This is a genomic window from Paraburkholderia sp. PAMB 6770 (assembly GCF_057748135.1).
In genome coordinates this window covers 810661-836673 of the sequence record NZ_CM173238.1, presented here as the reverse complement: position 1 = coordinate 836673, position 26013 = coordinate 810661, and the positions used below count along the sequence as shown (strand labels likewise).

18 protein-coding genes and 1 pseudogene are annotated in these 26013 nt (G+C 69.3%); 9 read left to right on the top strand and 10 right to left on the bottom strand.

The features are described 5' to 3' along the window. Positions 1-177 precede the first annotated feature (177 nt). Together AC3AP7_RS03965 and AC3AP7_RS03960 are read right to left on the bottom strand one after the other, a co-directional pair. Complete coding sequence (locus AC3AP7_RS03965) at positions 178-957, bottom strand: 5'-methylthioadenosine/adenosylhomocysteine nucleosidase (RefSeq protein ID WP_475765354.1); 780 nt, start codon at positions 955-957, stop codon at positions 178-180. After that, a complete protein-coding gene (locus AC3AP7_RS03960) occupies positions 954-3308 on the bottom strand; it encodes a UvrD-helicase domain-containing protein (protein WP_475765356.1) in 2355 nt (784 codons plus the stop codon). Before AC3AP7_RS03960 ends, AC3AP7_RS03965 begins: the two co-directional genes overlap by 4 nt. 132 nt (positions 3309-3440) lie before the next feature. Here AC3AP7_RS03960 and AC3AP7_RS03955 point away from each other — a divergent pair, with 132 nt between their 5' ends. Both AC3AP7_RS03955 and galU read left to right on the top strand, forming a co-directional pair. Next, complete coding sequence (locus AC3AP7_RS03955; protein ID WP_475765359.1) at positions 3441-6308, top strand: valine--tRNA ligase; 2868 nt, start codon at positions 3441-3443, stop codon at positions 6306-6308. Between the two features lie 61 nt (positions 6309-6369). Next, positions 6370-7251 (top strand): UTP--glucose-1-phosphate uridylyltransferase GalU, encoded by an 882-nt coding sequence (gene galU, locus AC3AP7_RS03950; RefSeq protein WP_475765361.1) that lies wholly within the window; start codon positions 6370-6372, stop codon positions 7249-7251. 137 nt (positions 7252-7388) lie between these two features. On the opposite strand, the gene AC3AP7_RS03945 is transcribed toward galU, so the two are convergent. The 4 genes from AC3AP7_RS03945 to AC3AP7_RS03930 form a co-directional block, all read right to left on the bottom strand. Continuing rightward, complete coding sequence (locus tag AC3AP7_RS03945) at positions 7389-7616, bottom strand: sulfurtransferase TusA family protein (protein WP_475767793.1); 228 nt, start codon at positions 7614-7616, stop codon at positions 7389-7391. A 207-nt stretch (positions 7617-7823) separates the two neighbouring features. Continuing rightward, positions 7824-8849, bottom strand: a complete 1026-nt coding sequence (locus AC3AP7_RS03940) for a Gfo/Idh/MocA family oxidoreductase (protein WP_475765363.1) — start codon at positions 8847-8849, stop codon at positions 7824-7826. Continuing rightward, complete coding sequence (gene iolG, locus AC3AP7_RS03935; RefSeq protein ID WP_475765364.1) at positions 8849-9862, bottom strand: inositol 2-dehydrogenase; 1014 nt, start codon at positions 9860-9862, stop codon at positions 8849-8851. Before iolG ends, AC3AP7_RS03940 begins: the two co-directional genes overlap by 1 nt. Continuing rightward, positions 9855-10736, bottom strand: a complete 882-nt coding sequence (locus tag AC3AP7_RS03930) for a MurR/RpiR family transcriptional regulator (RefSeq protein WP_475767795.1) — start codon at positions 10734-10736, stop codon at positions 9855-9857. The genes iolG and AC3AP7_RS03930 overlap by 8 nt, the downstream gene beginning before the upstream one ends. Positions 10737-11011: 275 nt before the next feature. Here AC3AP7_RS03930 and AC3AP7_RS03925 point away from each other — a divergent pair, with 275 nt between their 5' ends. From AC3AP7_RS03925 to iolB, 7 genes are all read left to right on the top strand, one after another. Further along, entirely contained in the window at positions 11012-12058 is a 1047-nt protein-coding gene (locus tag AC3AP7_RS03925) for a sugar ABC transporter substrate-binding protein (protein WP_475765367.1), read from the top strand. A gap of 177 nt (positions 12059-12235) precedes the next feature. After that, complete coding sequence (locus tag AC3AP7_RS03920) at positions 12236-13399, top strand: ABC transporter permease (RefSeq protein ID WP_475765370.1); 1164 nt, start codon at positions 12236-12238, stop codon at positions 13397-13399. 15 nt (positions 13400-13414) lie between these two features. Then, positions 13415-14224 (top strand): ATP-binding cassette domain-containing protein, encoded by an 810-nt coding sequence (locus AC3AP7_RS03915; protein WP_475765373.1) that lies wholly within the window; start codon positions 13415-13417, stop codon positions 14222-14224. Between the two features lie 45 nt (positions 14225-14269). Next, positions 14270-16303 (top strand): bifunctional 5-dehydro-2-deoxygluconokinase/5-dehydro-2-deoxyphosphogluconate aldolase, encoded by a 2034-nt coding sequence (locus AC3AP7_RS03910; protein ID WP_475765375.1) that lies wholly within the window; start codon positions 14270-14272, stop codon positions 16301-16303. Further along, positions 16300-18285 (top strand): 3D-(3,5/4)-trihydroxycyclohexane-1,2-dione acylhydrolase (decyclizing), encoded by a 1986-nt coding sequence (gene iolD / locus AC3AP7_RS03905; RefSeq protein ID WP_475765376.1) that lies wholly within the window; start codon positions 16300-16302, stop codon positions 18283-18285. The genes AC3AP7_RS03910 and iolD overlap by 4 nt, the downstream gene beginning before the upstream one ends. A 10-nt stretch (positions 18286-18295) precedes the next feature. After that, the gene (gene iolE / locus AC3AP7_RS03900; protein WP_475765378.1) at positions 18296-19222 is read left to right on the top strand and encodes a myo-inosose-2 dehydratase; all 927 of its coding nucleotides are present in this window, start codon (positions 18296-18298) and stop codon (positions 19220-19222) included. Further along, entirely contained in the window at positions 19219-20025 is an 807-nt protein-coding gene (gene iolB, locus AC3AP7_RS03895) for a 5-deoxy-glucuronate isomerase (protein WP_475765381.1), read from the top strand. The genes iolE and iolB overlap by 4 nt, the downstream gene beginning before the upstream one ends. Positions 20026-20058: 33 nt before the next feature. Here iolB and AC3AP7_RS03890 read toward each other — a convergent pair whose 3' ends face one another. The 4 genes and pseudogenes from AC3AP7_RS03890 to AC3AP7_RS03875 all read right to left on the bottom strand — a co-directional run. Further along, a complete protein-coding gene (locus AC3AP7_RS03890; RefSeq protein ID WP_475765383.1) occupies positions 20059-22428 on the bottom strand; it encodes a hypothetical protein in 2370 nt (789 codons plus the stop codon). Positions 22429-22707: 279 nt separating this feature from the next. After that, complete coding sequence (locus tag AC3AP7_RS03885) at positions 22708-23421, bottom strand: ABC transporter ATP-binding protein (RefSeq protein ID WP_475765385.1); 714 nt, start codon at positions 23419-23421, stop codon at positions 22708-22710. Continuing rightward, complete coding sequence (locus AC3AP7_RS03880; protein WP_475765388.1) at positions 23418-24173, bottom strand: ABC transporter ATP-binding protein; 756 nt, start codon at positions 24171-24173, stop codon at positions 23418-23420. The genes AC3AP7_RS03885 and AC3AP7_RS03880 overlap by 4 nt, the downstream gene beginning before the upstream one ends. Before the next feature lie 290 nt (positions 24174-24463). Further along, positions 24464-25699 (bottom strand): annotated as a pseudogene (locus AC3AP7_RS03875) (branched-chain amino acid ABC transporter permease); the annotation flags it as partial. Positions 25700-26013 lie beyond the last annotated feature (314 nt).

Genomic DNA, 26013 nt, shown 5'->3' with positions numbered 1-26013 from the left:
CCGCGACGACAGCCCACACGCACCCCGCCTGCGGAACCGCTACCGCGGAATGCGGCATGCGCCATGCGCCATGCCGCAACGCGACCGCGCGAACCCGCGCGCCAAACCCCGCAAGCGCGCCAGGACATCGCACCGCGCATCGGCGCCCCGCCCCCGCGCGCTACCGCCGATGGACGCTCAGGCGCGGGCGAGCAGAAAACGCTTCAGGATCCCGCTCGAATACGTCCCCGCCAGTTCGAACAGGAAGGTCTCGAACGACGCCGGCGCGTGCACGTCGGCCGTATCCGAGATCGTGCGCACGATCGCGTACGGCACGCCGTACTCGTGGCAGACCTGCGCGATCGCCGCGCCTTCCATCTCGACCGCGAGCGCATCCGGCAATGCCGCGCGCAGCCGCGCGACGGCCTGCGCGCTCGCGACGAACTGGTCGCCGCTGATGATGAGCCCGCGATGCAATTGCGGCAGTTGCGTGCCGAAGCGCGCGGCGAGCGCGATGCCGTCGTCCGCGATGAAGCGGCCGGCCGCCTCGGCGATCGCGCTCGCGAGCGCCGCGTCGGCCGCGAAGCGCGACACGCCGAGCAGCGGCACCTCGTAGCGCGGGAAGAGCGGCGACGCGTCGAGATCGTGCTGCAGCAGCGTCTCGGCCACCACCACGTCGCCGATGCGCACGCCCGGCCCGACCCCGCCCGCGACGCCGGTGAAGACCACCGCGTCGACGTCGAACGCATGGATCAGCGCACTGACGGTCGCCGCGGCGGCGACCTTGCCGATGCGCGCCAGCGTGACGACGCACGGCGCGCCGTGCACGGTGCCGACGTGATAATCGCGCTGGCCAAGCGTCACCGTGCGCACCCCCGCTTCCGCGCGCATCGCGTCGACGAGGTTGCCGAGCTCCTGCGGCAGCGCGGCCAGAATGCCGAGCGGCCGCGCGCCGCCCGCGTGTCGTACTGGATTCATTCGACTGCCTGCAGTTTGGCGACCGCGAGCGCAAGCCACTTCTCGCCGTGCCGTTTGAACTTGACCTGGGCCTTCGCGTCGGCGCCGCCGCCTTCGAGCGCGGTGATCGTGCCTTCGCCGAACTTCGTGTGAAACACCTGCTGGCCGACCCGGAAGCCGGTTTCGGCGGCGCGCTGCGCGTCGGCGAAGGCCGGCAGCGGCGCCGCCGGCGCGTCATAAGCCGCCTGCTGGCGATCCGGCCGCGCGAACCAGTCGCGCCCGTAGCCGGCGTTGTCCGAGCGGCCGCCCCAGCGCGCGCCCGCCTCGACCTTCGGCGTGAGCCACTTCAGCGACGCCTGCGGCAGTTCGTCGAAAAAGCGCGAGCGGATGTTGTAGCGCGTCTGGCCGTGCAGCATCCGGCTCTGCGCGAACGACAGGTAAAGCCGCTCCTTCGCGCGCGTGATCGCGACGTACATCAGGCGGCGCTCCTCTTCGAGGCCGTCCGCTTCCATCGCGCTGTTCTCATGCGGAAAGAGCCCCTCCTCCAGGCCGGTGATGAACACCGCGGCGAATTCGAGACCCTTGGCCGCGTGCACGGTCATCAGCTGCACCGCCTCCTGGCCCGCCTGCGCCTGGTTGTCGCCCGCTTCGAGCGACGCGTGCGACAGGAAGCCGGCGAGCGGCGTCATCGTGTCCGGGTTCTGCGCCGGGTCGGTGAGCGCGGGCGCGTCGAGCACGACCGGCCCGGCGTCCTCGCCCGCGACCGGCAGCTCCGGCGCCGCGCTCGCGCCGGGCCGCAGCGGGATCGAGCGCGCGGGCGTATCGAGCCCGTAGCCTTCCTCGCTGACGAACGCCGCCGCCGCGTTCACCAGTTCCTGCAGGTTTTCGAGCCGATCCTGCCCTTCGCGCTCGCCCTGGTAGAACGCGGACAGGCCGCTTTCGCGCACCACCGCCTCGACCGTCTCCGGCAGGCTCATCCGCTCGGTCTGCGCGCGCATGCGCGCGACCAGGTTCGCGAACGCGCCGAGGCTCGACCCCGCCTTGCCGGCCACGTACGGGATCGCGGCGATCATCGGGCAGTTGTAGAGCCGCGCGGCGTCCGCGAGCTGTTCCAGCGAGCGCGCGCCGATCCCGCGCGCCGGAAAATTGACCACGCGGGCGAACGCGGTGTCGTCGCCGGGGTTGTCGATCAGGCGCAGATACGCGAGCGCGTGCTTGACCTCCTGACGCTCGAAAAAGCGCAGGCCGCCGTACACGCGGTACGGAATCCCCGCGTTCACGAGCGTGTGCTCGATCGTGCGCGACTGCGCGTTGCTCCGGTACAGCACCGCCGCCTCGCTGCGCGACAGGCCGGTGTTGAGCAGCGCGCGGATCTCCTCGACGATCCAGCCCGCTTCCTGCGAGTCGGTGGCGGCCTCGTAGACGCGCACCGGCTCGCCGTGGCCCGCGTCGGTGCGCAGGTTCTTGCCGAGCCGGCGCGCGTTGTGCGCGATCAGCTGGTTCGCCGCGTCGAGGATGTGGCCGTGCGAGCGATAGTTCTGTTCGAGCTTGATCAGGTGGCGCACGCGAAACTCGTGCTCGAAGTCGCGCATGTTGCCGACGTTCGCGCCGCGGAACGCGTAGATCGACTGGTCGTCGTCGCCCACCGCGAAAATCGCGTTGTGTTCGCCGGCGAGCAGCTTCAGCCACGCGTACTGCAGCTTGTTGGTGTCCTGGAACTCGTCGACGAGGATGTGGCGAAAGCGCGCCTGGTAATGCGCGCGCAGCGGCGGATTGTGCGCGAGCAGCTCGAAGCAGCGCAGCAGCAATTCCGCGAAATCGACCACGCCTTCGCGCTGGCACTGCTGGTCGTAGGCCTCGTACAGCTCGACGAACTTGCGGTTGAAGCTGTCGGTCGCGTCGACGTCCTTCGGCCGCAGCCCCTGCTCCTTCGCGTTGTTGATGAAGTACTGCAGGTTCTTCGGCGGGTACTTCTCGTCGTCGATGTTCAGGCCCTTCATCAGCCGCTTGATCGCGGACAGCTGATCGGCGGTATCGAGAATCTGGAACGTCGCCGGCAGCCCCGCGTCGCGGTGATGCGCGCGCAGCATCCGGTTGCACAGGCCGTGGAAGGTGCCGATCCACATCCCGCGCGTGTCGATCGGCAGCAGCATCTGCAGGCGCGCCATCATCTCGCGCGCGGCCTTGTTCGTGAAGGTCACCGCCAGCACCGTGGCCGGCGACGCGAGCCCCTGCTGGATCAGCCACGCGATCCGCGTGATCAGCACGCGCGTCTTGCCGCTGCCGGCGCCGGCGAGGATCAGCGCCGGCTCGTTCGGCAGCGTGACGGCGGCGAGTTGTTCGGGGTTCAGGTTGCTGAGCAGTTCGGGCATGTCGTCTGGAGGGCGGCGGGTCGACCGACATTATAAGGTTCACGCCGGCGCCGCGCCCGCCCCCGCCGCCGTGGGCAGCGGGACTCCCCGTATAATCGAAGATTCCATTGCATCGACAGCAGACTTTCAACAATGAGCGACAGCACGCTTGCCAAGAGTTTCGAGCCTCACAACATCGAGGCCCAGTGGGGTCCCGAGTGGGAAAAACGCGGCTATGCCGCCCCCGCGTTCAACCCGGAGCGCAAGAATTTCTCGATCCAGCTGCCGCCCCCGAACGTCACCGGCACGCTGCACATGGGCCACGCGTTCAACCAGACGATCATGGACGGGCTCGCGCGCTATCACCGGATGCTCGGCGAGAACACGCTGTGGGTGCCCGGCACCGACCACGCCGGCATCGCCACGCAGATCGTCGTCGAGCGGCAGCTCGACGCGCAGCGCGTGTCGCGCCACGAGCTCGGCCGCGAGCGCTTCCTCGAACGGGTCTGGGAATGGAAGCAGCAGTCGGGCTCGACGATCACCGGCCAGGTGCGCCGTCTCGGCGCGTCGATCGACTGGTCGCGCGAATACTTCACGATGGACGAGCGGATGTCGGCCGCGGTGCGCGACGTGTTCGTCACGCTGTACGAGCAGGGCCTCATCTACCGCGGCAAGCGCCTCGTGAACTGGGATCCGGTGCTGATGACGGCGGTGTCCGACCTCGAAGTCGCGAGCGAGGAAGAAAACGGCCACCTGTGGCACATCCGCTATCCGCTCGCCGACGGCTCGGGCCACCTGACGGTCGCCACCACGCGCCCGGAGACGATGCTCGGCGACGTCGCCGTGATGGTGCACCCGGAAGACGCGCGCTACGCGCACCTGATCGGCACGATGGTGCGGCTGCCGCTCGCGCAGCGCGATATCCCGGTGATCGCGGACACCTATGTGGACCGCGAATTCGGCACGGGCGTGGTCAAGGTCACGCCCGCGCACGACCCGAACGACTATCAGGTCGGCCAGCGCCACCAGTTGCCGCAGATCGAGATCTTCACGCTCGACGCGAAGATCAACGGCAACGCGCCGGAACAATACCGCGGCCTCGACCGCTTCGACGCGCGCAAGCAGGTGGTCGCGGATCTGGAGGCGCTCGGCCTGCTCGAATCGGTGAAGCCGCACAAGCTGATGGTGCCGCGCGGCGACCGCACCGGCGTCGTGATCGAGCCGATGCTGACCGACCAGTGGTTCGTCGCGATGACGAAGCCCGCGCCGGCCGGCACGTTCCACCCCGGCAAGTCGATCGCCGACACCGCGCTCGACGTCGTGCGCGGCGGCCAGATCCGCTTCGTGCCGGAAAACTGGACCAGCACCTACTACCAGTGGCTCGAAAACATCCAGGACTGGTGCATCTCGCGCCAGCTCTGGTGGGGCCACCAGATTCCCGCCTGGTACGGCGAGAACGGCGAAATCTTCGTTGCGAAGTCCGAGGACGACGCGCGCGCGCAAGCCGCCGCGCGCGGCTACACGGGCGCGCTGCGGCGCGACGAGGACGTGCTCGACACGTGGTTCTCGTCGGCGCTCGTGCCGTTCTCGTCGCTCGGCTGGCCGAGCGACACGCCGGAGCTGCGCGCCTTCCTGCCGTCGTCGGTGCTCGTCACCGGCTTCGACATCATCTTCTTCTGGGTCGCGCGGATGGTCATGATGACCACCCACTTCACCGGCAAGGTGCCGTTCGACACCGTTTATGTGCACGGGCTGGTGCGCGACGCCGAAGGCCAGAAGATGTCGAAGAGCAAGGGCAACACGCTCGACCCGATCGACATCGTCGACGGCATCGGCCTCGAAGCGCTCGTCGCCAAGCGCACGAGCGGGCTGATGAATCCGAAGCAGGCGGCGTCGATCGAGAAGAAAACCCGCAAGGAATTCCCGGACGGCATCCCCGCGTTCGGCACCGACGCGCTGCGCTTCACGATGGCGTCGATGGCCACGCTCGGGCGCAACGTGAACTTCGACCTCGCGCGCTGCGAAGGCTACCGCAACTTCTGCAACAAGCTGTGGAACGCCACCCGCTTCGTGCTGATGAACTGCGAGGGGCACGACTGCGGCTTCGGCAAGCCCGAAGCCTGCGGCCACGGCGAATGCGGGCCGGGCGGCTACCTCGACTTCTCGCAGGCGGACCGCTGGATCGTCTCGCAGCTGCAGCGGGTCGAGGCGGAGGTCGCGAAGGGCTTTGCCGACTACCGCTTCGACAACGTGGCCAACGCCGTCTACAAGTTCGTCTGGGACGAATACTGCGACTGGTACCTCGAACTCGCGAAGGTACAGCTGCAGGCCGGCACCCCGGAGCAGCAGCGCGCGACCCGCCGCACGCTGCTGCGCGTGCTGGAGGCGACGCTGCGCCTCGCGCACCCGGTGATTCCGTTCATCACCGAGGCGCTCTGGCAGAAGGTCGCCCCGCTCGCGGCCCGCTACCCGCAGGGCGCGGCGGACGGCGAAGCGTCGATCATGGTGCAGCCGTACCCGGTCGCCGAACCCGGCAAGCTCGACGAAGCCGCCGAACAGTGGGTCGCCGACCTGAAGGCGCTGATCGACGCGTGCCGCAACCTGCGCGGCGAGATGAACCTGTCGCCCGCCACCCGGGTGCCGCTGCTCGCGGCCGGCAACGGCGCGCGGCTGCGCGCGTTCGCGCCGTACGCGCAGGCGCTCGCGCGCCTGTCCGAGGTGCAGGTGCTCGCCGACGAGGCCGCGCTCGACAGCGAGGCAGATGGCGCGCCAATTGCTATCGTAGGCACGGACAAGCTGGTGCTGAAGGTGGAAATCGACGTCGCCGCCGAACGCGAACGCCTGTCCAAGGAGATTGCGCGGCTGGGTGCCGAAGTGTCGAAGTGCCAGGCAAAGCTGCAGAACGAGAGCTTCGTCGCCAAGGCGCCGCCCGCAGTCGTTGAGCAGGAGCAGAAAAGGCTGGCAGAATACCAGTCAACCCTCGGCAAGCTGAGCGCCCAGCTCGCGCGGCTGCCGGCCTGATCGACGCTCCGCGCCCGTGCTCGCGCACCGGCGTCGCCACCCGAAAATTCAGGATATTCACATGCTAAAAGTTACAAAAGCGGTATTTCCGGTGGCAGGCCTCGGTACCCGCTTCCTGCCCGCCACCAAGGCGAGCCCGAAGGAAATGCTGCCGATCGTCGACAAGCCGCTGATCCAGTACGCGGTCGAGGAAGCGATGGCAGCCGGGATCACCGAAATGATCTTCGTCACGGGCCGCAGCAAGCGCGCGATCGAGGACCATTTCGACAAGTCGTACGAAATCGAGGCGGAGCTCGAAGCGCGCGGCAAGGACAAGCTGCTGGAGCTCGTGCGCAGCATCAAGCCGAGCCACGTCGACTGCTTCTACGTGCGCCAGCCCGAGGCGCTCGGCCTCGGCCACGCGGTGATGTGCGCGGAGAAGCTGGTGGGCGACAACCCGTTCGCCGTGATTCTCGCGGACGACCTTTTGTACGGCACCCCGCCGGTCATGGCGCAGATGATCGAGGTGTTCAACCACTATCACAGCTCGGTGATCGGCGTCGAAGAGATTCCGCCGTCCGAGACGAAGTCGTACGGGATCGTCGACGGCAAGGAGTGGGAAGAGTCGATCATCAAGATGTCGGGCATCATCGAAAAGCCGGCGCCGGAAGTCGCGCCGTCGAACCTCGGCGTGGTCGGCCGCTACGTGCTCAAGCCGCGCATCTTCGAGCATCTGCGCGCGTTGAAGCCGGGCGCGGGCGGCGAACTGCAGCTCACCGACGCGATCCAGTCGCTGCTCGCCGACGAGCAGGTGCTCGCGTACAAGTATCACGGCACGCGTTTCGACTGCGGCAGCAAGCTCGGCTATCTGAAGGCAACCGTGGAGTTTGCGCTGCGGCACCCGGAAGTGGCGCAGGAGTTCGAAGCGTATCTGCGGACCCGCTCGCCGGTCCTCGAAGGCTGAGGTTCGCCCGGGCGCGGCGTTCGGCGCGAAGCGTCCGCACGCCGCAAGCAGACGTCAAAAAGGCGCAGTAGCCGCGATATCGCGGCTACTGCGCCTTTTTTCATGCGCCGGACGCCGGCGCGGCCGCTGGCCCGCGCCTACCGGCGCCGCATCAGGAAAACGAAGGTCTTGTCCTGGGTCGACGCTTCGACGATCTCGTTGCCGGTCTGCCTCGCGAACGCGGCGAAATCGCGCTGCGAGCCCGGATCGGTGGCAAGCACCTTGAGAATCTGGCCGCTTTCCATGTCCGCGAGCGCCTTTTTCGCCCGCAAAATGGGGAGCGGACAGGCGAGCCCGCGCGCATCGATTTCCTTGTGAACCTGAATCTGCATCGACGATGACCTTCGGGAGGGGGCGCCGCATGGCGCCGGACGAGAGGCAACGATTCTACCGCAGCCGCCCGCCCCCCGCCGGTCACGCTCCCGCCTGGCGGCCGCCCGAGGCGACGGGACCGGCCGCGCGCGCCGCGCTGCGTCGCCCGCCCGCGGGTGCGCGCCAGGGCGTCGCTGCCCGCCGGAGCGCGCGTCAGAGCGTCAGAGCGTCACCGCCTGCCCGGTTTCGAGCGACCGGCGCAGCGCGCTGCCGATCCGGGTCGCTTCCAGCGCGTCGGCGAGCGTCGCGCCGGCCGACGCGCCGCCCTGCACTGCCGCGACGAACGCACGCGCCTCGTGCAGGAATGCCTCCTCGAAGCGGTCGAAGAAGGTCGGCGTGCACTCGTTGCGAAAGCCGGCCGCATCGGCGATCTCGACGCGGTTCAGCCGCGGGTTCGCACCGATCTTCAGCGCGCCGGCCGTGCCGATCACCTCGCTGCCGGTGTCGTTGCCGTGCGCCATCGTGCGCGAGGCATAGAACACCGCGAGCCGGCCGTCCTCGAACTCGCAGATCGCCACGCCGTTGTCCACGTCGCCGAACGCGCGCAGCCCCTCGTGCAGCGCGACCGTGCCGCTCGCGAACACGCGCTTCGCGCGCGGCTTGCCGAGCAGCCAGCGCGCGACGTCGATGTCGTGCACCGTGCAGTCGAGAAAGAGGCCGCCGGAGGTCGGCGCGAAGCGCACGAAGAAGCCGTCCGGGTCGTTCATGTCGCAGGTCTGCGAGCGCACGAGGAACGGCCGGCCGATGCGGCCCGCCTCGACCTTCTCGAACGCGTCGCGGTAGCTCGGATCGAAGCGCCGCATGAAGCCGATCGTCGCCTGCAGATGCGGATGCTGGCGCGCCTCGGCGAGCACCCGCTCGCACTCGGCCAGATCGAGCGACAGCGGCTTCTCGCAGAACACGTGCTTGCCCGCGCGCAGCGCATCGACGATCTGCTGCGCGTGCAGCGACGACGGCGTGACGAGCCACACGGCATCGACGTCCGGGTCGGCCAGCAGCGCAGCGTAATCGTCGTACAGGCGCGATGCCGGCAGCGCGTCGCGCGCCCACGCCCGCTCCTCGTCGAGCGGACTGCAGGCCGCCGCGAGCGCGGCGCCGGGCACGCGCCACGCGAGATTCTCCGCATGACGCTTGCCGAGCCGCCCGAGCCCGACCACCCCGATCCGCACCGGTTGTGCGCTCGCCATCACGCCTCCTCGCCGAGCCGCACCGGCCGGCCTTCGCGCCACGACCGCGCGGCCGCTTCGGCCAGCTCCAGCGCTTTCAGGCCGTCGGCGACCGTCGTGCGGACCGGCTTGCCCCCGGTCAGCGCCGCGAAGAAATGCGCCATTTCGGCCGCATACGCGGCGCGGTAGCGTTCGAGGAAGAACGCCTCGGGCACGTCGCTCGACACCGCCTGCTTCGAGTAAGCAACGACCTCGGTCGGCCGCACGTTGCCCGCCTGCAGCATGCCGGCACTGCCGAGCACCTCGAAGCGCTGGTCGTAGCCATACGCGGCGCGGCGCGCGGTGTTGATCTGGCACAGGCGGCCGCGCTTCGTGCGGATCGTCACCGCGGTCGAATCGATGTCGCCCGCCTCGGCGATCGCCGGATCGCTCAGGCAACTGCCGGTCGCGTGCAGCGTGTCGGCCTCGTCGTCGAGGATCCAGCGAAAGATGTCGAAGTCGTGGATCAGCATGTCCTTGAAGATGCCGCCCGAGTGCCGGATGTACTCGAGCGGCGGCGCGCCCGGATCGCGGCTCGTGACGACCAGCATCTCCGGCGTGCCGATCTCGCCCGCGTCGAGGCGCGCCTTCACCGCCGCAAAGGTCGGATCGAAGCGGCGCTGAAAGCCGATCATGCAGACCACGCCGGCGTGCCCGACCGCCTGCGCGCACGCGCGCGCGCGCTCCAGCGTGAGATCGACCGGCTTCTCGCAGAACACGTGCTTCTTCTGCGCGGCCGACGCGATGATCAGGTCCGCGTGCGTGTCCGTGCTCGAACAGACCACCGTCGCGCCGACCGACGCGTCGCCCATCGCACCGTCCACGTCCGCGACCTGCGCGCCGTGCTGCGCGGCGAGCGCCGCCGCCGCGTCGCGGTTCACGTCGACCACGTACTTCAGCCGCACGCCGGGCTGCCGCGCGAGGTTGGCCGCATGAATGCGGCCGATGCGCCCCGCGCCGAACACGGCCACGTCGATTGTCCTGCCTTCAGTCATCGTATCCTCCGGTGTCTTTCGATTCTTCGACGTTCAATTCGAGCTTGTACGCGAGCGCGATGAACAGCGCCTGGCACAGGCAGATCGTGCTGGTGAGCGAGCGGAACGCAAAGGCGCTGCCCTCCTTCACATACAGTTGCGTGCTCGCGTAGCGCGCGAGCGGCGAAAGCTGGCTGTCGGTGATCACCAGCGTCCTGGCCTGATGATGATGCGCGACGCGCAGGCAGTACTGCGTCTCCTTGCCGTATGGCGCAAAGCTGATGGCGATCACCACGTCGCCCTTGCGCACGCTGCGGATCTGCTCGCGATACATGCCGCCGAAGCCGGATACCAGGTGCACGCGCTTCGGCGTGTGCTGCAGCGCATAGACGATGTAGCTCGCCACCGGAAACGAGCGGCGCACGCCGATCACGTAGATGTTGTCGGCCTGCTGCAGCATCTTCACAGCCGCCTCGAATTGCGCCGCGTCGAGCCCCGCGTCGAGTTCGTCGAGACCGCCGCGGCAGGCGGCGATGAATTCGCGCGCGACCGCGCCGCCCGACAGCGCGCCCGGCTGCCCGTCGATCAGCTTGCGGATGCGCTGCTGGTAGCTCGGCGACGACGCGCCCTGCCCGGTATACGCCTGACGGAACACCGCCTGCAGATCCGAGAAGCCCGAGAAGCCGAAGCGCTGCGCGAAGCGCACCACCGCGGACGGATGCACGCCGCAACTCGCCGCGATGTCGCTGGTGCGATCGACCATCACGCTCGCGCGGTGCTGTTCGAGGTAGGTCGCGACGCTCTTCAACTGGCGCGGCAGCGATTCGTAGTTTTCCGCGATGCGCTGCATCAAATCGTCGACGCTGGGTGATTCTTCTGCGCTGTCTTGCGCCATGGTGTGACCTTCCGTGTGCTTGTTGCGCCGCAAAACCCGCGTTTCGCGGGCCCGCCATTGCAGGCCGACGCTGCCGATTATAGGCACGCGCCGATCGAAATGGAATGTATTTTCCATTTTTATCTGTCATGAAATTTTAATTGCAAAGCGTGGGGAGATGACCTAATCTTGTCCGTGAGCGATGGCACAGCGGAGGTGCAGACAGCGCGCGTCCGCCGGCAATCCGACATGCCCCACGCTCCGTTCAATAACGAAGACCGAGAAAGGTGGAGACAATGAGACTTTGCAATGGCAAGGCAGTGGTAAGCGCACTCGTGGCCGCACTCGCGCTGACGGCGGGCCTCGGCGCATCGAGCCCGGCGCGCGCGGCCGAACCGCATTTCGTTCTGATCAGCCACGCGCCGGATTCCGACTCGTGGTGGAACACGATCAAGAACGCGATCAAGCAGGCCGATGAAGACTTCGGTGTGCAGACCGATTACCGCAATCCGCCGAACGGCGACATCGCCGACATGGCGCGCCTCATCGAACAGGCGGCGGCGCGCAACTACGACGGCGTGATCGTCACGATCGCCGACTACGACGTGCTGAAGAACTCGATCAGGAAAGTGACCGAGAAGCACATTCCGCTCGTCACGATCAACTCCGGCACCGAGAAGCAGAGCGCCGAGCTCGGCGCGATCATGCACGTCGGCCAGCCCGAATATGCCGCCGGCTACGCGGCCGGCGAGAAAGCCAAGGCCGCCGGCGTGAAGTCGTTCCTGTGCGTGAACCACTACGCGACGAACCCGGCCTCGTTCGAGCGCTGCCGCGGCTTTGCCGATGCGATCGGCGTCGACTTCAAGACCTCCACGCTCGACGCGGGCACCGACCCGACCGGCATCCAGTCGAAGGTGAGCGCCTATCTGCGCAATCATCCGGACACCGGCGGCGTGCTCGCGCTCGGCCCGATCTCGGCGGATCCGACCATCAAGGCGCTGCAACAGATGGGCCTCGCCGGCAAGATGTGGTTCGCGACCTTCGACTTCGACAACGACATCGCCAAGGCAATCCAGGACGGCACCTGCAAGTTCGCCATCGACCAGCAGCCGTACCTGCAGGGCTACATTCCGGTCGCGGTGCTCGCCATCGTGAACAGGGACCACACGACCGACCCGGCGAAGATCCGCCAGATCCTGCAGGCCAATCCGAAGTTCCAGGCACGCCTGAAGGAATACGGGCTGATGCCGTCCTACGGTCCGCGCAACATCAGCTCCGGCCCGGGTTTCATCACGAAGGAGAACATCGACAAGGTCATCAAGTACGCCGGCCAGTACCGCTAGGCCTGTGCCTCTCGCGCCCGCCGGGCGCGAGCGCGGCTGCGGCCGCCATGAAGGTCGCGGGTGCGGCGCAGGATCCGCCGCACCGCACCCCCTCCCTCTGCCACGACACACTGCTTCACGCGCAGCCCGCCCCGGCGTCGTCGCGACCCGGGCCGCCGCGCACCAAGGAGAGTTTCAATGGGCGTCGCCAATCCTTCCCACGCCAAGCATCCGCCGTCCGAAAACGGCGCCACCGCGTCTGACGCATCTGCCGCATCCGACGAGCGGGTGCGCCGCCAGTCGTGGTTCCGCCAGCTGCTGAACCGCCCGGAATTCGCCGCGCTCGCGGGCGCCGTGATGGTATTCATCGTGTTCGGCATCAGCGCCGGCAACTCGGGGATGTTCGCGCTCGACGGCATCATGAACTGGGCGCAGGTTGCGGCCTATCTCGGCATCATCGCGGTCGGCGCGTGCCTGCTGATGATCGCCGGCGAATTCGACCTGTCGATCGGCTCGATGATCGGCTTCGCCGGGATGATGGTCGCGCTGCCCACCATGTACTTCCACTGGCCGATCGCGCTGTCGATCCTGTTCGCGTTCGCCGGCTCGATGCTGCTCGGCGCGCTGAACGGCTACCTCGTGATGCGCACGCGGCTGCCGTCGTTCATCGTCACGCTCGCCTTCCTGTTCATTCTGCGCGGCCTCACGCTCGCGCTGTCGGTGATCTTCGCGAACCGCACGATCATCTCGGGGGTGGGCGACGTCGCCGCGCAAAGCGCATTCGCGCACGCGCTGTTCCAGGGCAGCGCGTTCAAGGGCCTCTTCACGTGGCTCGCGCACGTCGGTCTCGTGAAGACGCTCGATAACGGCGCACCGCTCGTCCCCGGCGTGCCGAAAGTGCTGCTGTGGTGGTTCGGGCTCGCCGCCGTGTGCGCGTTCACCCTGGCGAAGACGCAGTTCGGCAACTGGATCTTCGCGGTCGGCGGCGACCCGAACGCGGCCAAGAACGTCGGCGTGCCGGTGCGCCGCGTGAAGATCTCGCTGTTCGTCCTGACCGCGTTCTGCTCGTGCCTGTATGCGGTGCTGCAGGTGTGCGACATCGGCTCGGCCGCCGCCGACCGCGGTCTGCAAGCCGAATTCCAGGCGATCATCGCCGCGGTGATCGGCGGCACGCTGCTCACCGGCGGCTACGGCTCGGTGGTGGGCGCGTCGTTCGGCGCGCTGATCTTCGGCGTCGTGCAGATCGGCATCACCTATACGAACATCGATTCCGACTGGTTCCGCGTGTTTCTCGGCGTCATGCTGCTGTTCGCGGTGCTGTTCAACCATTACGTGCGCAGCCGCGTGTCGTCCACGCGCTGACCGCAGGAGCCGACAATGGATACGACCCAGACCGCCGCGCAGGACGACTACATCCTGTCGCTCGAAAACGTGAGCCGCTTCTTCGGCAACGTGATCGCACTGAAAGACATCACGCTGCGCCTGAAGCGCGGCGAAGTGCACTGCCTGCTCGGCGACAACGGCGCCGGCAAGTCGACGCTGATCAAGACGCTCGCGGGCGTGCATCAGCCGAGCGAAGGCACCTACCTCGTCGACGGCAAGCCGGTGCGCTTCGCGTCGCCGAAGGACGCGCTCGATCTCGGCATCGCCACCGTCTACCAGGATCTCGCGCTGGTGCCGCTGCTGTCGGTTGCGCGCAATTTCTTCATGGGCCGCGAGCCGCAGAAAAAACTGTTCGGTTTCCTGAACGTGATGGACCTCGACCTGTGCGCCCGCGCGTCGCGCGAAAAGCTCGCGGAAATGGGCATCAACGTGCGCGACCCGCATCAGCCGATCGGCACGATGTCGGGCGGCGAGAAGCAGTGCCTCGCGATCGCCCGCGCGATCTACTTCGGCGCGCGCGTGCTGATTCTCGACGAACCGACCGCCGCGCTCGGCGTGAAGCAGAGCTTCAACGTGCTGAAGCTGATCCATACCGCGCGCGCGAAAGGCATCTCGGTGATCTTCATCACGCACAACGTGCACCACGCCTACCCGATCGGCGATTCGTTCACGCTGCTCAACCGCGGGCGCTCGCTCGGCACCTTCACGAAGGAAACCATCAGCAAGGACGAGGTGCTCGACATGATGGCCGGCGGCGCCGAAATGCAGAAGATGATCGGCGAACTCGAAGGCGCGACGATCTAGCGCACGTGGCGCGGCGTCCGCGCCCGCCCAACCAGGAACATTCCCATGGCTCTTTCCAGCACTCCATCGCCGGCTGCCGGCACCCCGCCCAGCCGCTTCGCGGCGGGCCGCGGCCGCGACATCATCTGCCTCGGCCGCCTCGCGGTCGACCTCTACGCCCAGCAGGTCGGGGCGCGGCTCGAAGACGTCACGAGCTTCGCGAAGTATCTCGGCGGCTCGTCGGCGAACATCGCATTCGGCTGCGCGCGGCTCGGCCTCGCGTCGTCGATGCTCGCGCGCGTCGGCGACGACCACATGGGGCGCTTCCTGACCGAAACGCTCACGAAAGAAGGCTGCGACGCGAGCCACGTGCGCATCGACCGCGAACGCCTCACCGCGCTCGTGCTGCTCGGCCTGAAGGACCGCGACACGTTTCCGCTGATCTTCTACCGCGAAAACTGCGCGGACATGGCGATCGACGAGACGGATTTCGACGAGGCGTTCATCGCGTCGTCGAAGGCGCTGCTGATCACCGGCACCCACTTCTCGACCGAACAGGTGAACCGCGCGAGCCGCCGCGCGCTCGACTACGCGCGCCGCAACGGCGTGCGCACCGTGCTCGACATCGACTACCGTCCGGTGCTGTGGGGACTCACCGGCAAGGCCGACGGCGAGACGCGCTTCATCGCCAGCGAGGACGTCACCGCGCACCTGCAGCGCATCCTGCCGCTAATGGACCTCGTGATCGGCACCGAAGAGGAGTTCCGCATCGCCGGCGGCAAGAACGAACTGGCCGATGCGCTCGCGATGGTGCGCGCGGTGACGCCTGCCACGCTCGTCGTCAAGCGCGGACCGCTCGGCTGCCAGATCGTCGACGGCGACGTGCCGGCGTCGCTCGACGCGGTGCCGCTGCATGGCGGCGTCGAGGTCGACGTGCTGAACGTGCTCGGCGCGGGCGATGCGTTCGCGTCCGGCTTCCTGTCCGGCTGGCTGCGCGATCAGCCGCTCGACGCGTGCGCGCGCGCCGCGAACGCGAGCGGCGCGCTGGTCGTCTCGCGCCACGGCTGCGCGCCGGCCATGCCGACGCCCGCCGAGCTCGACTACTTTCTCGCCGAAGCGCAGGCCGACCCGCAGCGGATGCGCCGGCCCGATCTCGACGCCACGCTCGCGCGGCTGCACCGTGTGACGCCCGCGCGCAAGCAGTGGGACGAGGTGCTCGGCTTCGCGTTCGACCATCGCAACCAGTTCTTCGATCTCGTGCAGCAGGCCGGGGCCGATGAGACGCGCATCGCCGCGCTGAAGGCGCTGTTCGTCGAGGCGGTCGCGCAGACGGAACGCGCACTCGGCCTGCAAGGCCGCATCGGCGTACTGATCGACGACCGCTACGGCCAGGACGCGCTGAACGCCGCCACCGGCCGCGGCTGGTGGATCGGCCGCCCGGTCGAGCTGCCCGGCTCGGTGCCGCTCGTGTTCGACCACGGCCGCTCGATCGGCACGTCGCTCGTCAGCTGGCCGCATGAGCACATCGTCAAGTGCCTCGTCCAGTATCACCCGGACGAACCGGTCGAACAGCGCATCGAGCAGGAGACGCAACTGCGCGCGCTGTACGACGCGACCCAGGCGAGCGGCCACGAGCTGCTGCTCGAAGTGATCCCGCCGCGCAACGCCGGGTTGCCGGCCGCACCGGACACCGTGTTCCGCGCGCTCAAACGCCTCTACAACCTCGGCATCTACCCGGAGTGGTGGAAGCTCGAACCGATGGACGCCGTGCAGTGGCAGGCCGTCGACGCGCTGATCGCCGAACGCGATCCGTATTGCCGCGGCGTCGTGCTGCTCGGGCTGTCGGCGGCGGTCGAGCAGCTCACCGAGGGCTTTCGCAGCGCCGCGCAGTCGGCGAGCTGCCGGGGCTTCACGGTCGGCCGCACGATCTTTCACGAGCCGAGCCAGGCGTGGCTGGCCGGCACGCTCGATGACGATGCGCTGATCGCCCGCGTGCGCGAGACCTTCGAGACGCTGATCGCCGCGTGGCGCGCCGCGCGCGGCGCCGCGCCGGCGCGGCCCGGCGCGCCCCATCCCGTCCATCAGGAGCAGGCGGCATGAACCAGCGTATCTCGCATCACGCGGCGACCGACGCCGCTCAGGCACCCCAGGCACCTCAAGCACCCCACGCGGCCCCCGCCGCGGCAACCCGCGGCGGCACGCTGCGCCTGAGCGCCGCGCAGGCGCTCGTGCGTTATCTGGCTGCGCAACAGGTCGCGAGCGAAGACGGTCAAGGCACCGAGCCGCTCTTCGGCGGCGTGTTCGCGATCTTCGGACACGGCAACGTGGCCGGTCTCGGCGAAGCGCTCTATCAGCACCGCGAGGTACTGCCGACGCTGCGCGCGCACAACGAGCAGGCGATGGCGCATAGCGCAATCGCGTACGCGAAAGCCCATTTCCGGCGCAGGATGATGGCGGTCACCACCTCGATCGGCCCCGGCGCAACGAACCTCGTCACCGCCGCCGCGCTCGCGCACGTGAACCGGCTGCCGGTGCTGCTGCTGCCCGGCGACGTGTTCGTCTCGCGCGCGCCCGATCCGGTGCTGCAGCAGGTCGAGGACTTCCACGACGGCGGAATCTCCGCAAACGACGCATTCAGGCCGGTGTCCCGCTATTTCGACCGGATCGTGCATCCGGCGCAGCTGCTCACCGCGCTCCCCCGCGCAATCCGCGTGCTCACCGACGCCGCGCAATGCGGCCCGGTCACGCTCGCGCTGCCGCAGGATGTGCAAGCGATGGCGTTCGACTATCCCGTGGACTTCTTCGCGCCGCGCGTGGTGAGCTTTCATGCGAGTGTGCCGCGCGCCGACGAGATCGCCGCCGCGCTCGCCCGCCTGCGCGACGCGCAGCGGCCGCTCATCGTCGCGGGCGGCGGCGTGCTGTACGGCCACGCCGCCGACACGCTGCGGCAGTTCGCGCACGCGCACGGGATTCCGGTGGCGGAAACCCAGGCCGGCAAGGGTGCGCTCGCGTGGGACGACCCGCTGAACGCGGGTGCGCTCGGCGTGACCGGCTCGCCGGCGGCGAACGCGCTCGCGCACGACGCCGACTGCGTGCTCGCGGTCGGCACCCGTCTGCAGGACTTCACGACCGGCTCCAACACGCTCTTCACGCAAGCCGACGTGATCGGCATCAACGCGAACGCATTCGACGCGCTCAAGCACCGCGCGCAGGGTGTCGTCGAAGCCGATGCGCGCCTCGCGCTCGACGCGCTCGCGGCCGGCCTCTCCGGCTGGCGCGCGCAGCCCGCGTGGAGCGAGCGTGCGCGCACGCTCGCGGCCGGCTGGCGCGACGCGGTTGCAGCGCTCACGCACGCGCCGCAACGCGACGGCGTGCTGCCGTACGATGCCGACGTGATCGGCGCGGTGCAGCGTTCGAGCGCGACCTCGGCAACCGACGACATCGTCGTGTGCGCGGCCGGCACGCTGCCGGCCGAGTTGCACAAGCTGTGGCGCGCGGGCCGTCCGGGCGCGTATCACGTCGAGTACGGCTATTCGTGCATGGGCTACGAGATCGCCGGCGGACTCGGCGCAAAGCTTGCGCGGCCCACCCGCGAAGTCATCGTGATGGTCGGCGACGGCAGCTATCTGATGATGAACAGCGAGATCGCGACGTCGGTGATGCTCGGCGCGAAGCTGATCGTCGTCGTGCTCGACAATCGCGGCTACGGCTGTATCAACCGGCTGCAGCAGGCCTGCGGCGGCGCGCCGTTCAACAACCTGTTCGACGATTGCGTGCAGGGCCCGCACGGCGCGCCGCCCGTCGACTTCGCCGCGCACGCGCGCGCGCTCGGCGCGCAGGCCGAACACGTCGCGAACGTCGCGCAGCTCGAAGCGGCGCTCGCGCGCGCGCGCGCCGCGGACCGCACGTACGTGATCAGCATCGACACCGATCCGGCCCGCACCACCGCCGACGGCGGCTGGTGGTGGGAAGTCGCGGTGCCCGAGGTGTCGCCGCGCGCGGCCGTGCGCGACGCGCGCGCGCAATACGAAGCCCAGGTCGCCGCGCGCACGCGCGGCGCCGCCCCCACCGACCCCGTCTGAGGACGCCCGCATGAACCCGTTCGAAGTACGCATCGGCATCAATCCGCTGTCGTGGATGAACGACGATTTGCCCTCGCTCGGCGGCGAAACGCCGCTCGACGTCGCGCTGACCGAAGGCCGGCAGATCGGCTACGAGGGATTCGAGCTCGGCAACAAGTTTCCGCGCGAGCCCGACGCGCTCAAGGCGCTGCTCGCACAATACGACCTGTCGCTGGTGTCCGGCTGGTATTCGGGTCAGCTTGCACGGCGCAGCGTCGACGAGGAGATCGAGGCCGTCGACGCGCATCTGGAACTGCTCGCGCGCAACGGCGCGACGGTGATGGTGTACGGCGAAGTCGCGGACTCGATCCAGGGCGCGCCGCGCCCGCTCTATCAGCGGCCGCGCTTTTTCGGCGACGCGCAGTGGGACGACTACGCGCGCCGCGTCGACGCGTTCGCGCGCCACACGCTAAGCCGCGGCGTGCGCCTCGCGTATCACCATCACATGGGCGCCTACGTCGAAACGCCCGCCGACGTCGACAACCTGATGGCCCGCACGAGCGATGCGGTCGGGCTGCTGTTCGACGCGGGCCACATGACGTTCGCGGGCGGCGATCCGGTCGTCGAACTCGACAAGCACATCGCGCGCGTGTGCCACGTGCACTGCAAGGACGTGCGGCCGGCCGTGATCCGGCTCGCGCGCAACCGCAACTGGAGCTTCCTCGACGCGGTGATCGCCGGCGCATTCACGGTGCCGGGCGACGGCGCGGTCGACTTCGCGACGCTCGTCGCGCGGCTGAAGCGGCACGGCTATCGCGGCTGGCTGGTCGTCGAGGCCGAACAGGATCCGGTGATCGCGCCGTCGTATGCGTACGCGGACAAGGGCTACCGGACGCTGCGCGCGCTCGTCGATGCACCGCTCGACGGCGCGCCGTCCGCACGCAGGGAGGCCGCATGAGCCTGCTCGTGAAGGCCGCGCGCACGGGCCAGACGATTGCGCGCGTCACGCCGGAATCGGCCGGCTGGCGGTACGTCGGGTTTGCCGCGCACCGGCTGCGCGCGCGCGAAAGCATGCAGGTGCACGAGGCCGCGCGCGAAGTCTGCATCGTCGTGCTTGCCGGCGCGGTCGATATCGAAACGGCGGAGATGACGTGGCGCAATCTCGGTTCGCGCGACAGCGTGTTCGACGACGCCGCGCCGTATGCGGTCTATCTGCCGCCGGGCGTGAGCGCCACGGTGCACGCGACGCGCGACGCCGAGCTCGGCGTCGCCAGCGCGCCCGCGCAGGGCCGCTATCCGGCGCGGCTGATCGAGCCCGGCCAGATGAAGCGCTCGACCCGCGGCAAGGGACCCAATACGCGCTACGTATGCGACATCCTGCCGCAAACCGAGCCGGCCGAAGCGCTGCTCGTGGTCGAGGTGCGCACGCCCGGCGGCCATGCGTCGAGCTACCCGCCGCACAAGCACGATACCGACAACGTGCCGCTCGAAAGCTCGCTCGAAGAGACTTACTACCATCGCCTCGATCCGCCGCAGGGCTTCGCGTTCCAGCGCGTCTACACGGATGCGCGCGACATCGACGAATCGATGGCCGTCGAGGATCACGACGTCGTGATGGTGCCGCGCGGCTATCATCCGGTCGTCGTTCCGTATGGCTACGAGTCGTATTACCTGAACGTGATGGCGGGCCGGACGCGCGTGTGGCACTTCAGGAACGATCCCGCGCACGAGTGGATCGTCGAGCGCGACGCAAAAGCGTAGAGCGGATCGGCCCGCATCAGCGGCCAGCCCAGGTCAGCCCGGATCGGCCCCGGGCGCGCCCGCCTTGCGCGGCGCCAGATCGACGCGCAGTGTCCCGTTCCGGTTCATCCGCACGGTGCCGCGTGCGACGTCGCGCCGGTAATCGTACAGATCGAAGCGCATCGGCCCCCGCACGGCGCTGTTGCGGATCAGCGTGCGCGCGTTGGTCACCAGCGAGTCGAACATCCGGACGTCGCCCGATTCGATCCAGACGTAACTGCTGCCCGCATCGGCGGGCGGCTGCGCGCGGGGCGCATCGCGCTGCGCCTGAAAATCCAGCACGAGACCGGCGTCGGTCACGCGCGCGCGCGCCAGGTGACCCGCGAGGACCGGCGGCGGAAACACCGTGTACTGGTCGAACACCAGCTGGTTGCCGACGAGTTTCACGCCCTTGCGCGCGAACGGCGTCAGCGACGCAAGCGGGATGTCGAGCGCATGCAGCAGACCCGCCTGGGGCACCCCGAGCACGCTCACCGAGGTCGGCGTGTAGACGAGATGGCGGTCGTCGCGCGCGACCAGCGTGCCGCGCATCGTCGTCGGCAGCCAGACGCCGGGAAAGTGATTCCACAGCTTGATGCCGCCGGTGACGCGCAGCATTCCGTGCTCGGGCGCGAGCGTCAGCGCATTCAGCGAGCGCGGCGTGTAGTCGAGCAGATAGTCGTTGAAGAGTGCGGCCATCGCGGGCCACGGTTCGATCACCTCGCCGCCGAGAATGTGGATGTCGTACTGGTTCGGGTCGTCGAGATCGACGGGTTGGCCGGGCACCTTCGGCACCAGTTGCGCGTCGAGCGAGCGGATGTGAAAGCCGATCCGGCCGGCGACGAAAAAATCCACGTTCTGCATGTGCACGAGCGGCGCGGGTCCGGCCGAACGGCGCGCGTCGACGGTCGGCACGGGCGTCGGCGCGGCCGGTGCGAACGCAGTCTTCACGCGCAACGGCTGCGTATCGTTCCGCGCGCTCGCGCCGGCGGGCCCCGCCGCCGGACCGCTCGCCTGCACCGCCTGCCATTGCGCGCGCGCCTGCGCGAGCGCGGCCTGCTGCGCGTGCAGGAAGCTGTCGTTGAAGCGCGCCGCGGCGCTGCCGGTCTGTGCGCGCGCATCGTCGCCGGACGCGTCCGCGAGCGTGTCGCGGGACGGCAGCCGCACGTCGAGCGCGCCCTGCTCGTCGAACGTGAAGTAGCCGCGCGCCATCTGGTCGCGATAGTGGTACAGGTCGAGCACGAACGGCGCCGTCGCGGATGCGGACGGCAACGGCTCGATCGCCATGTCGATGTTCATCGGCATCGAGCGCATGAACTTCACGTCGCCGCCTTCGAACAGCAGGCCGCGTGCGGGCATGCGCGCGGGCCAGTCGATGCCGCGCAGCGTGTGGTCGTCGAGCGTGAAGCGCACCCCGGCGGCCGAAGTGTCGATCCGCGTGATCGTCATCTGCAACGCGGGCGGCGGCGTGAGCTTCGCGACCTGCATCACGACGTCGTCGCCTTCGAGCCGCACGATCGGCGTCGCGACTTTCAGCAGGTCGGCCATCCGCACGTGCGCCGCCTGCATCAGATGATCCGCGTCAACCCCCGCCACCTGGACGTGGTCCGCATGGAACACCAGTTCGCTCGCGTTGCGCATCGCGAGCGTGCCGGTCAGCGCGATCGGCACCCAGCCGTCCCGGTTCATCTCGCCGGTGATGCGCAGGCTGCCGTCGTCGCGCGGCACGACGCGCATGTTGCGCAGCGGCGAGCCGCGATACTGGAACAGATAGCGATCGAAGATCGCGGTCAGCTTCGCGCTGTCGAGCAGCACGTCGCCGCGATGCACGTGGATCGTGACGCTTGTCGGATCGTCGAATACGATCGGCGCGCCGGCATGCGTCGGCGTCAGCGTCGCGGCCATCCGGTCGATCATGAAACCGATGTCGCCGGTCAGGCGAAAGTCGACGTGGCGAGCGAACATCAGCGCGCCGTCGATGCCGGAATCGCGTAGCGTCAGCGGTCGCACGCGCGTCACGGTCATGCCGCTGGCCGCCGGCACGCGCGCGTCGACGGCATGCTCGGCGGCGAGCTGAGCGGCCTTGGCCCGGTCGAGGGCGGGACGCGGCTGCGAGGAGCGCTGTGTGCCTCGCTGCTGGCCGCTCCCCTGATTAAACTGGACTCCTGATCGATTTTGTGCGACATCGGCACTCGCCGGTGCGCACGCGGACACGAGAAGTGTCGCGCCGACCAGCAGGGCACACGCGAGGCCGTCGCGCCGCGTCACGGGCGCGCAGCGGTTCGCGCGGGCGTGCGCTTCGCGCGCGCGATGCCCGCGATGCCCGAGTGTGCGGATTCGGCGCAGCAGCCCGGGTCCGGCGAACGCGTCATCGTGTCTTCGCATGATGTCTCCCCCCTCCAGCGCCGCACGGCACGCGCGCGCGGTGACGGCAACGCGGCAAAACCGCCGGTGCCGCCATTCCCTCATCCGATTGTCACGGTTTGTCGCCGCGCTGCCGACAAGATTTCTGGAGGACGCTCACCAAACGCTCGCCGGCCGATCAAGCGTTTGAATCAATCCGGGCGAACGCCGGCCATGCCCTGCACAGCCGGGCGTGCACGGGTTGGCGCGTTACAGTTCAAACAGCGGCGCAAGCAGCCGATGCACGGTGTGCGGGCCGCGTCAGCCGACGCCGAGCCACGTGTCGCGGATATCCGCCCGCGCGGCGAATGCGGCGGGCGTGCCGTCGAAGACGATTTCGCCGTGCCCCATCACCGCGACCCGGTTCGCCAGACGCGCCGCAATCACGAGCCGCTGCTCGATCAGCAGCATCGCGACGCCGCGCTCGCGCAGCGCGCGCAGGCACTGCGCGAGCGCGGCGACGGCTTGCGCGGCGAGTCCTTCGGCCGGCTCGTCGACGATCAGCAAGTCGGGATCGCCGAGCAACGCGCGCGCGAGCGCGAGCATCTGCTGCTCGCCGCCGGACAGCACGCCGGCACGCGTGCGCCGCCGCTCGCCGAGCACCGGAAAGAGCCGGTACGCGTCGTCGAGCGTAAAGCGCGGCGCGCGGCGCCGCGCGCGCGGGGCGATGCCGAGCAGCAGGTTCTCGTGCACGCTCAATGCGCCGAATACGTCGCGATGCTCGGACACATACGCGATCCCGAGCCGCGCGATCTCGAACGTGCGCAGGCCGATCAGCGAGCGGCCCGCGAAGCGCAGCTCGCCGTCGGCGCGCACGTCGCCGATGATTGCGCGCGCAAGCGTCGAGCGTCCCGAGCCGTTGCGCCCCGCGAGCGCCAGCACGTCGGCCGCGTCGATCCGCAGATCGACGCCGTGCAGCACCGCGCTCGCGCCATATCCGGCGCGCAGGCCGCGGATATCGAGCAGCGCGCTCATCGCGGCAGGTCCTCGCCGAGGTAGGCCGCGCGTACCGCGTCGTTTGCGCGGATCGCACGCGGCGTGCCGGTCGCGATGATGCGTCCCTGCACCAGCACCGAAATCCGGTCGGCGAGCCCGAACACCGCGTCCATGTCGTGCTCGATCATCAGCACGGTGCGGCCGGCGGTGCGGGCGCGGATCAGCTCGATCGCGCGCGCCGCTTCCGCGCGATTCATGCCCGCGGTCGGCTCGTCGAGCAGCAGCGTATGCGCGCGGCCCGCGAGCGCGAGACCGAGATCGAGCGCGCGCTGCCCGGCGTAGCTCAGCACGCCGGCTGGCACGTCGCGATACGCACCGAGCTCGACCGCCTCCAGCACCTCCGTTGCGCGCGCATCCACCTCGCGCGAGCCGACGAAGAAACGGCGCCATGCGCGCAGCCGGTCGCGCTCGGCGAGCAGGGCCGCGCAGCGCAGATTGTCGATCACGCTCAGCCCGGCAAACACACGCGTCGTCTGGAAACTGCGCGCGAGGCCGCGGCGGCTCACCGCTGCCGGCGCCCATCCGGTGATGTCGGCGCCGTACAGCGCGATGCGCCCCGCGTTCGGCCGCATCCCGCCGGCAATCACGTTGAACAGCGTGGATTTGCCCGCGCCATTGGGGCCGATCAGCGCGTGCCGCTCGCCGGGCGTAACCGCGAGATCGACGCCGCGCAGGATCGGCGTCGCGCCGAAGCGCTTCTCGACGCCCCGCAGCGAGAGCGCGGCTGTCATCGCTTCGCCTCCGCGTCGCGGCCGGAGTTGGAGTTGGAGTTGGAGTTGGAGTTGGAGTTGGAGTTGGCGTTGGCGTTGGCGTTGGCGTTGGCGTTGGCGTTGGGGTCTGGGTCGGGATTGCGGCCGGGGCCGGGATCGGAATCGGGATCGGGATCGGGGCCGAGCCCAAGGCCGGAGCCGGAGTCCGGGTCGGGATTGCGGCCAAGGCCGGGGCCGGCGTTGGCGCGGTGCGCGCCGGGCGTCCGTTCAGTGCGGCGCGCGGCAAGCGGGTGGATGTCGCCGTCCGTATCGGACGCCCGTGCATCCCGCTCCAGCGCAAGGCTGCGCCATGCCCTGCGGGCGCGCCGCTGCAAGCCCCACGCCACGCACGCGAGCACGCCGGCTGCCGTCACGCACCACACTCCGCCCCGCGCGCCGGCGGGAACCATACCGGCCAGGAGCGGACGCTCGCCGGCATCGGCGCCGAAACGCACCGCGTACAGCCACTGAACCAGCAGCACGAGCGCGCCGACCCAGCCGAGCGCCGCGAACGCGCCGCATAGCGCGGCACGGCCGCCGCGCCGCCAGCCGTATGCGACGAGCCGCTCGCGCTGCAGCGCGAACCCGCCGCTGATCCCGCCAGGCGACGCGATCACCACCGCGACGAACAGCAGCCCCAGATAGAGCAGCCACGCGCGCGTGACGCTCGCCACCACGACGCTGAAGAAGGTCAGCACGATCGCACCGACGACCGGGCCGAAAAACGTCCCGCTGCCGCCGATCACGGTGGCGATCAGCACCGACGCCGAACGCAGCATCCCGACGCTTTCCGTCGATACCAGTTCGACGTTGATCAACCCGAGCGTGCCGGCGACCCCCGCAAAACCCGCCGCGATCGCGAAGATTGCGAGCCGGATGCGCGCGGGTGCGCAGCCGATCGCCGCGGCCCGGACCGGGTTGTCGCGCACCGCGTTGGCGAGGCGCACGAGCGGCGTGCGCGACAGCGCGAACAGCGCGCCGCACGCGAGCACACACCACAGCGCGATCAGCGCATAGGCCTCGCCGGCAGGGCCGAAGGTCCAGCCGGCGAGCGCGGGTCCGCTCGTGCGATCGATCGCGACGCCGGCCTCGCCGCCGAACCAGTCGGGCAGCGTCCACGACGCCGCGCTGACGAGTTCGCCGATGCCGAGCGTGATCATCGCGAATGCGGTGCCGGCGCGACGCGTCGACACCGCGCCGAACGCGAGGCCGCACAGCGCCCCCGCCAGACCGCCGACAAGCGGCAGCAACGGCAGCGGCATGCCGGTGTGATTGAACACGCGCGCGGCGGCGAGCGCGCCGAGCCCCGCATACACCGCATGGCCGAGCGACAGCAAGCCGGTCTCGCCGAGCAGCAGGTTGTACGACAGCGCGAACACGATCATCGTCGCGATCTGCGCGAAACACGCGTAGGCCCAGTCGGAGCCTGCCAGCGCGGGCGCGCCGAGCACGGCGAGCAGCGCCCCCCAGGGCAGCGCGGCGCGCCAGCGCCGGGGCGGCGCCGTGATGCGTGCGGCGGGCGACGGAGCGGGTGCGCCGGGCCGCCGCGCCAGCGCTATGCCGGGCGCGCCGGCGTGGTCGCGTCGTGCGCCCTCGCCGGACCGGGCGGCATCGGGCGGCGCATCCCGCCCGTGCGCCGGCTCGCGTGCCCGCGCATGGTTGCGCGTGCGTTCCCGTTCATGTTCATGTTCATGTTCGTGCTCGTGCTCATGCTCATGCTCATGCTCATGCTCATGCTCATGCTCATGCTCGTGCTCATGCTCATGCTCGTGCTCGTGCTCATGTTCGTGCTCGTGCTCGTGCTCGTGTTCGCGCGCATGTT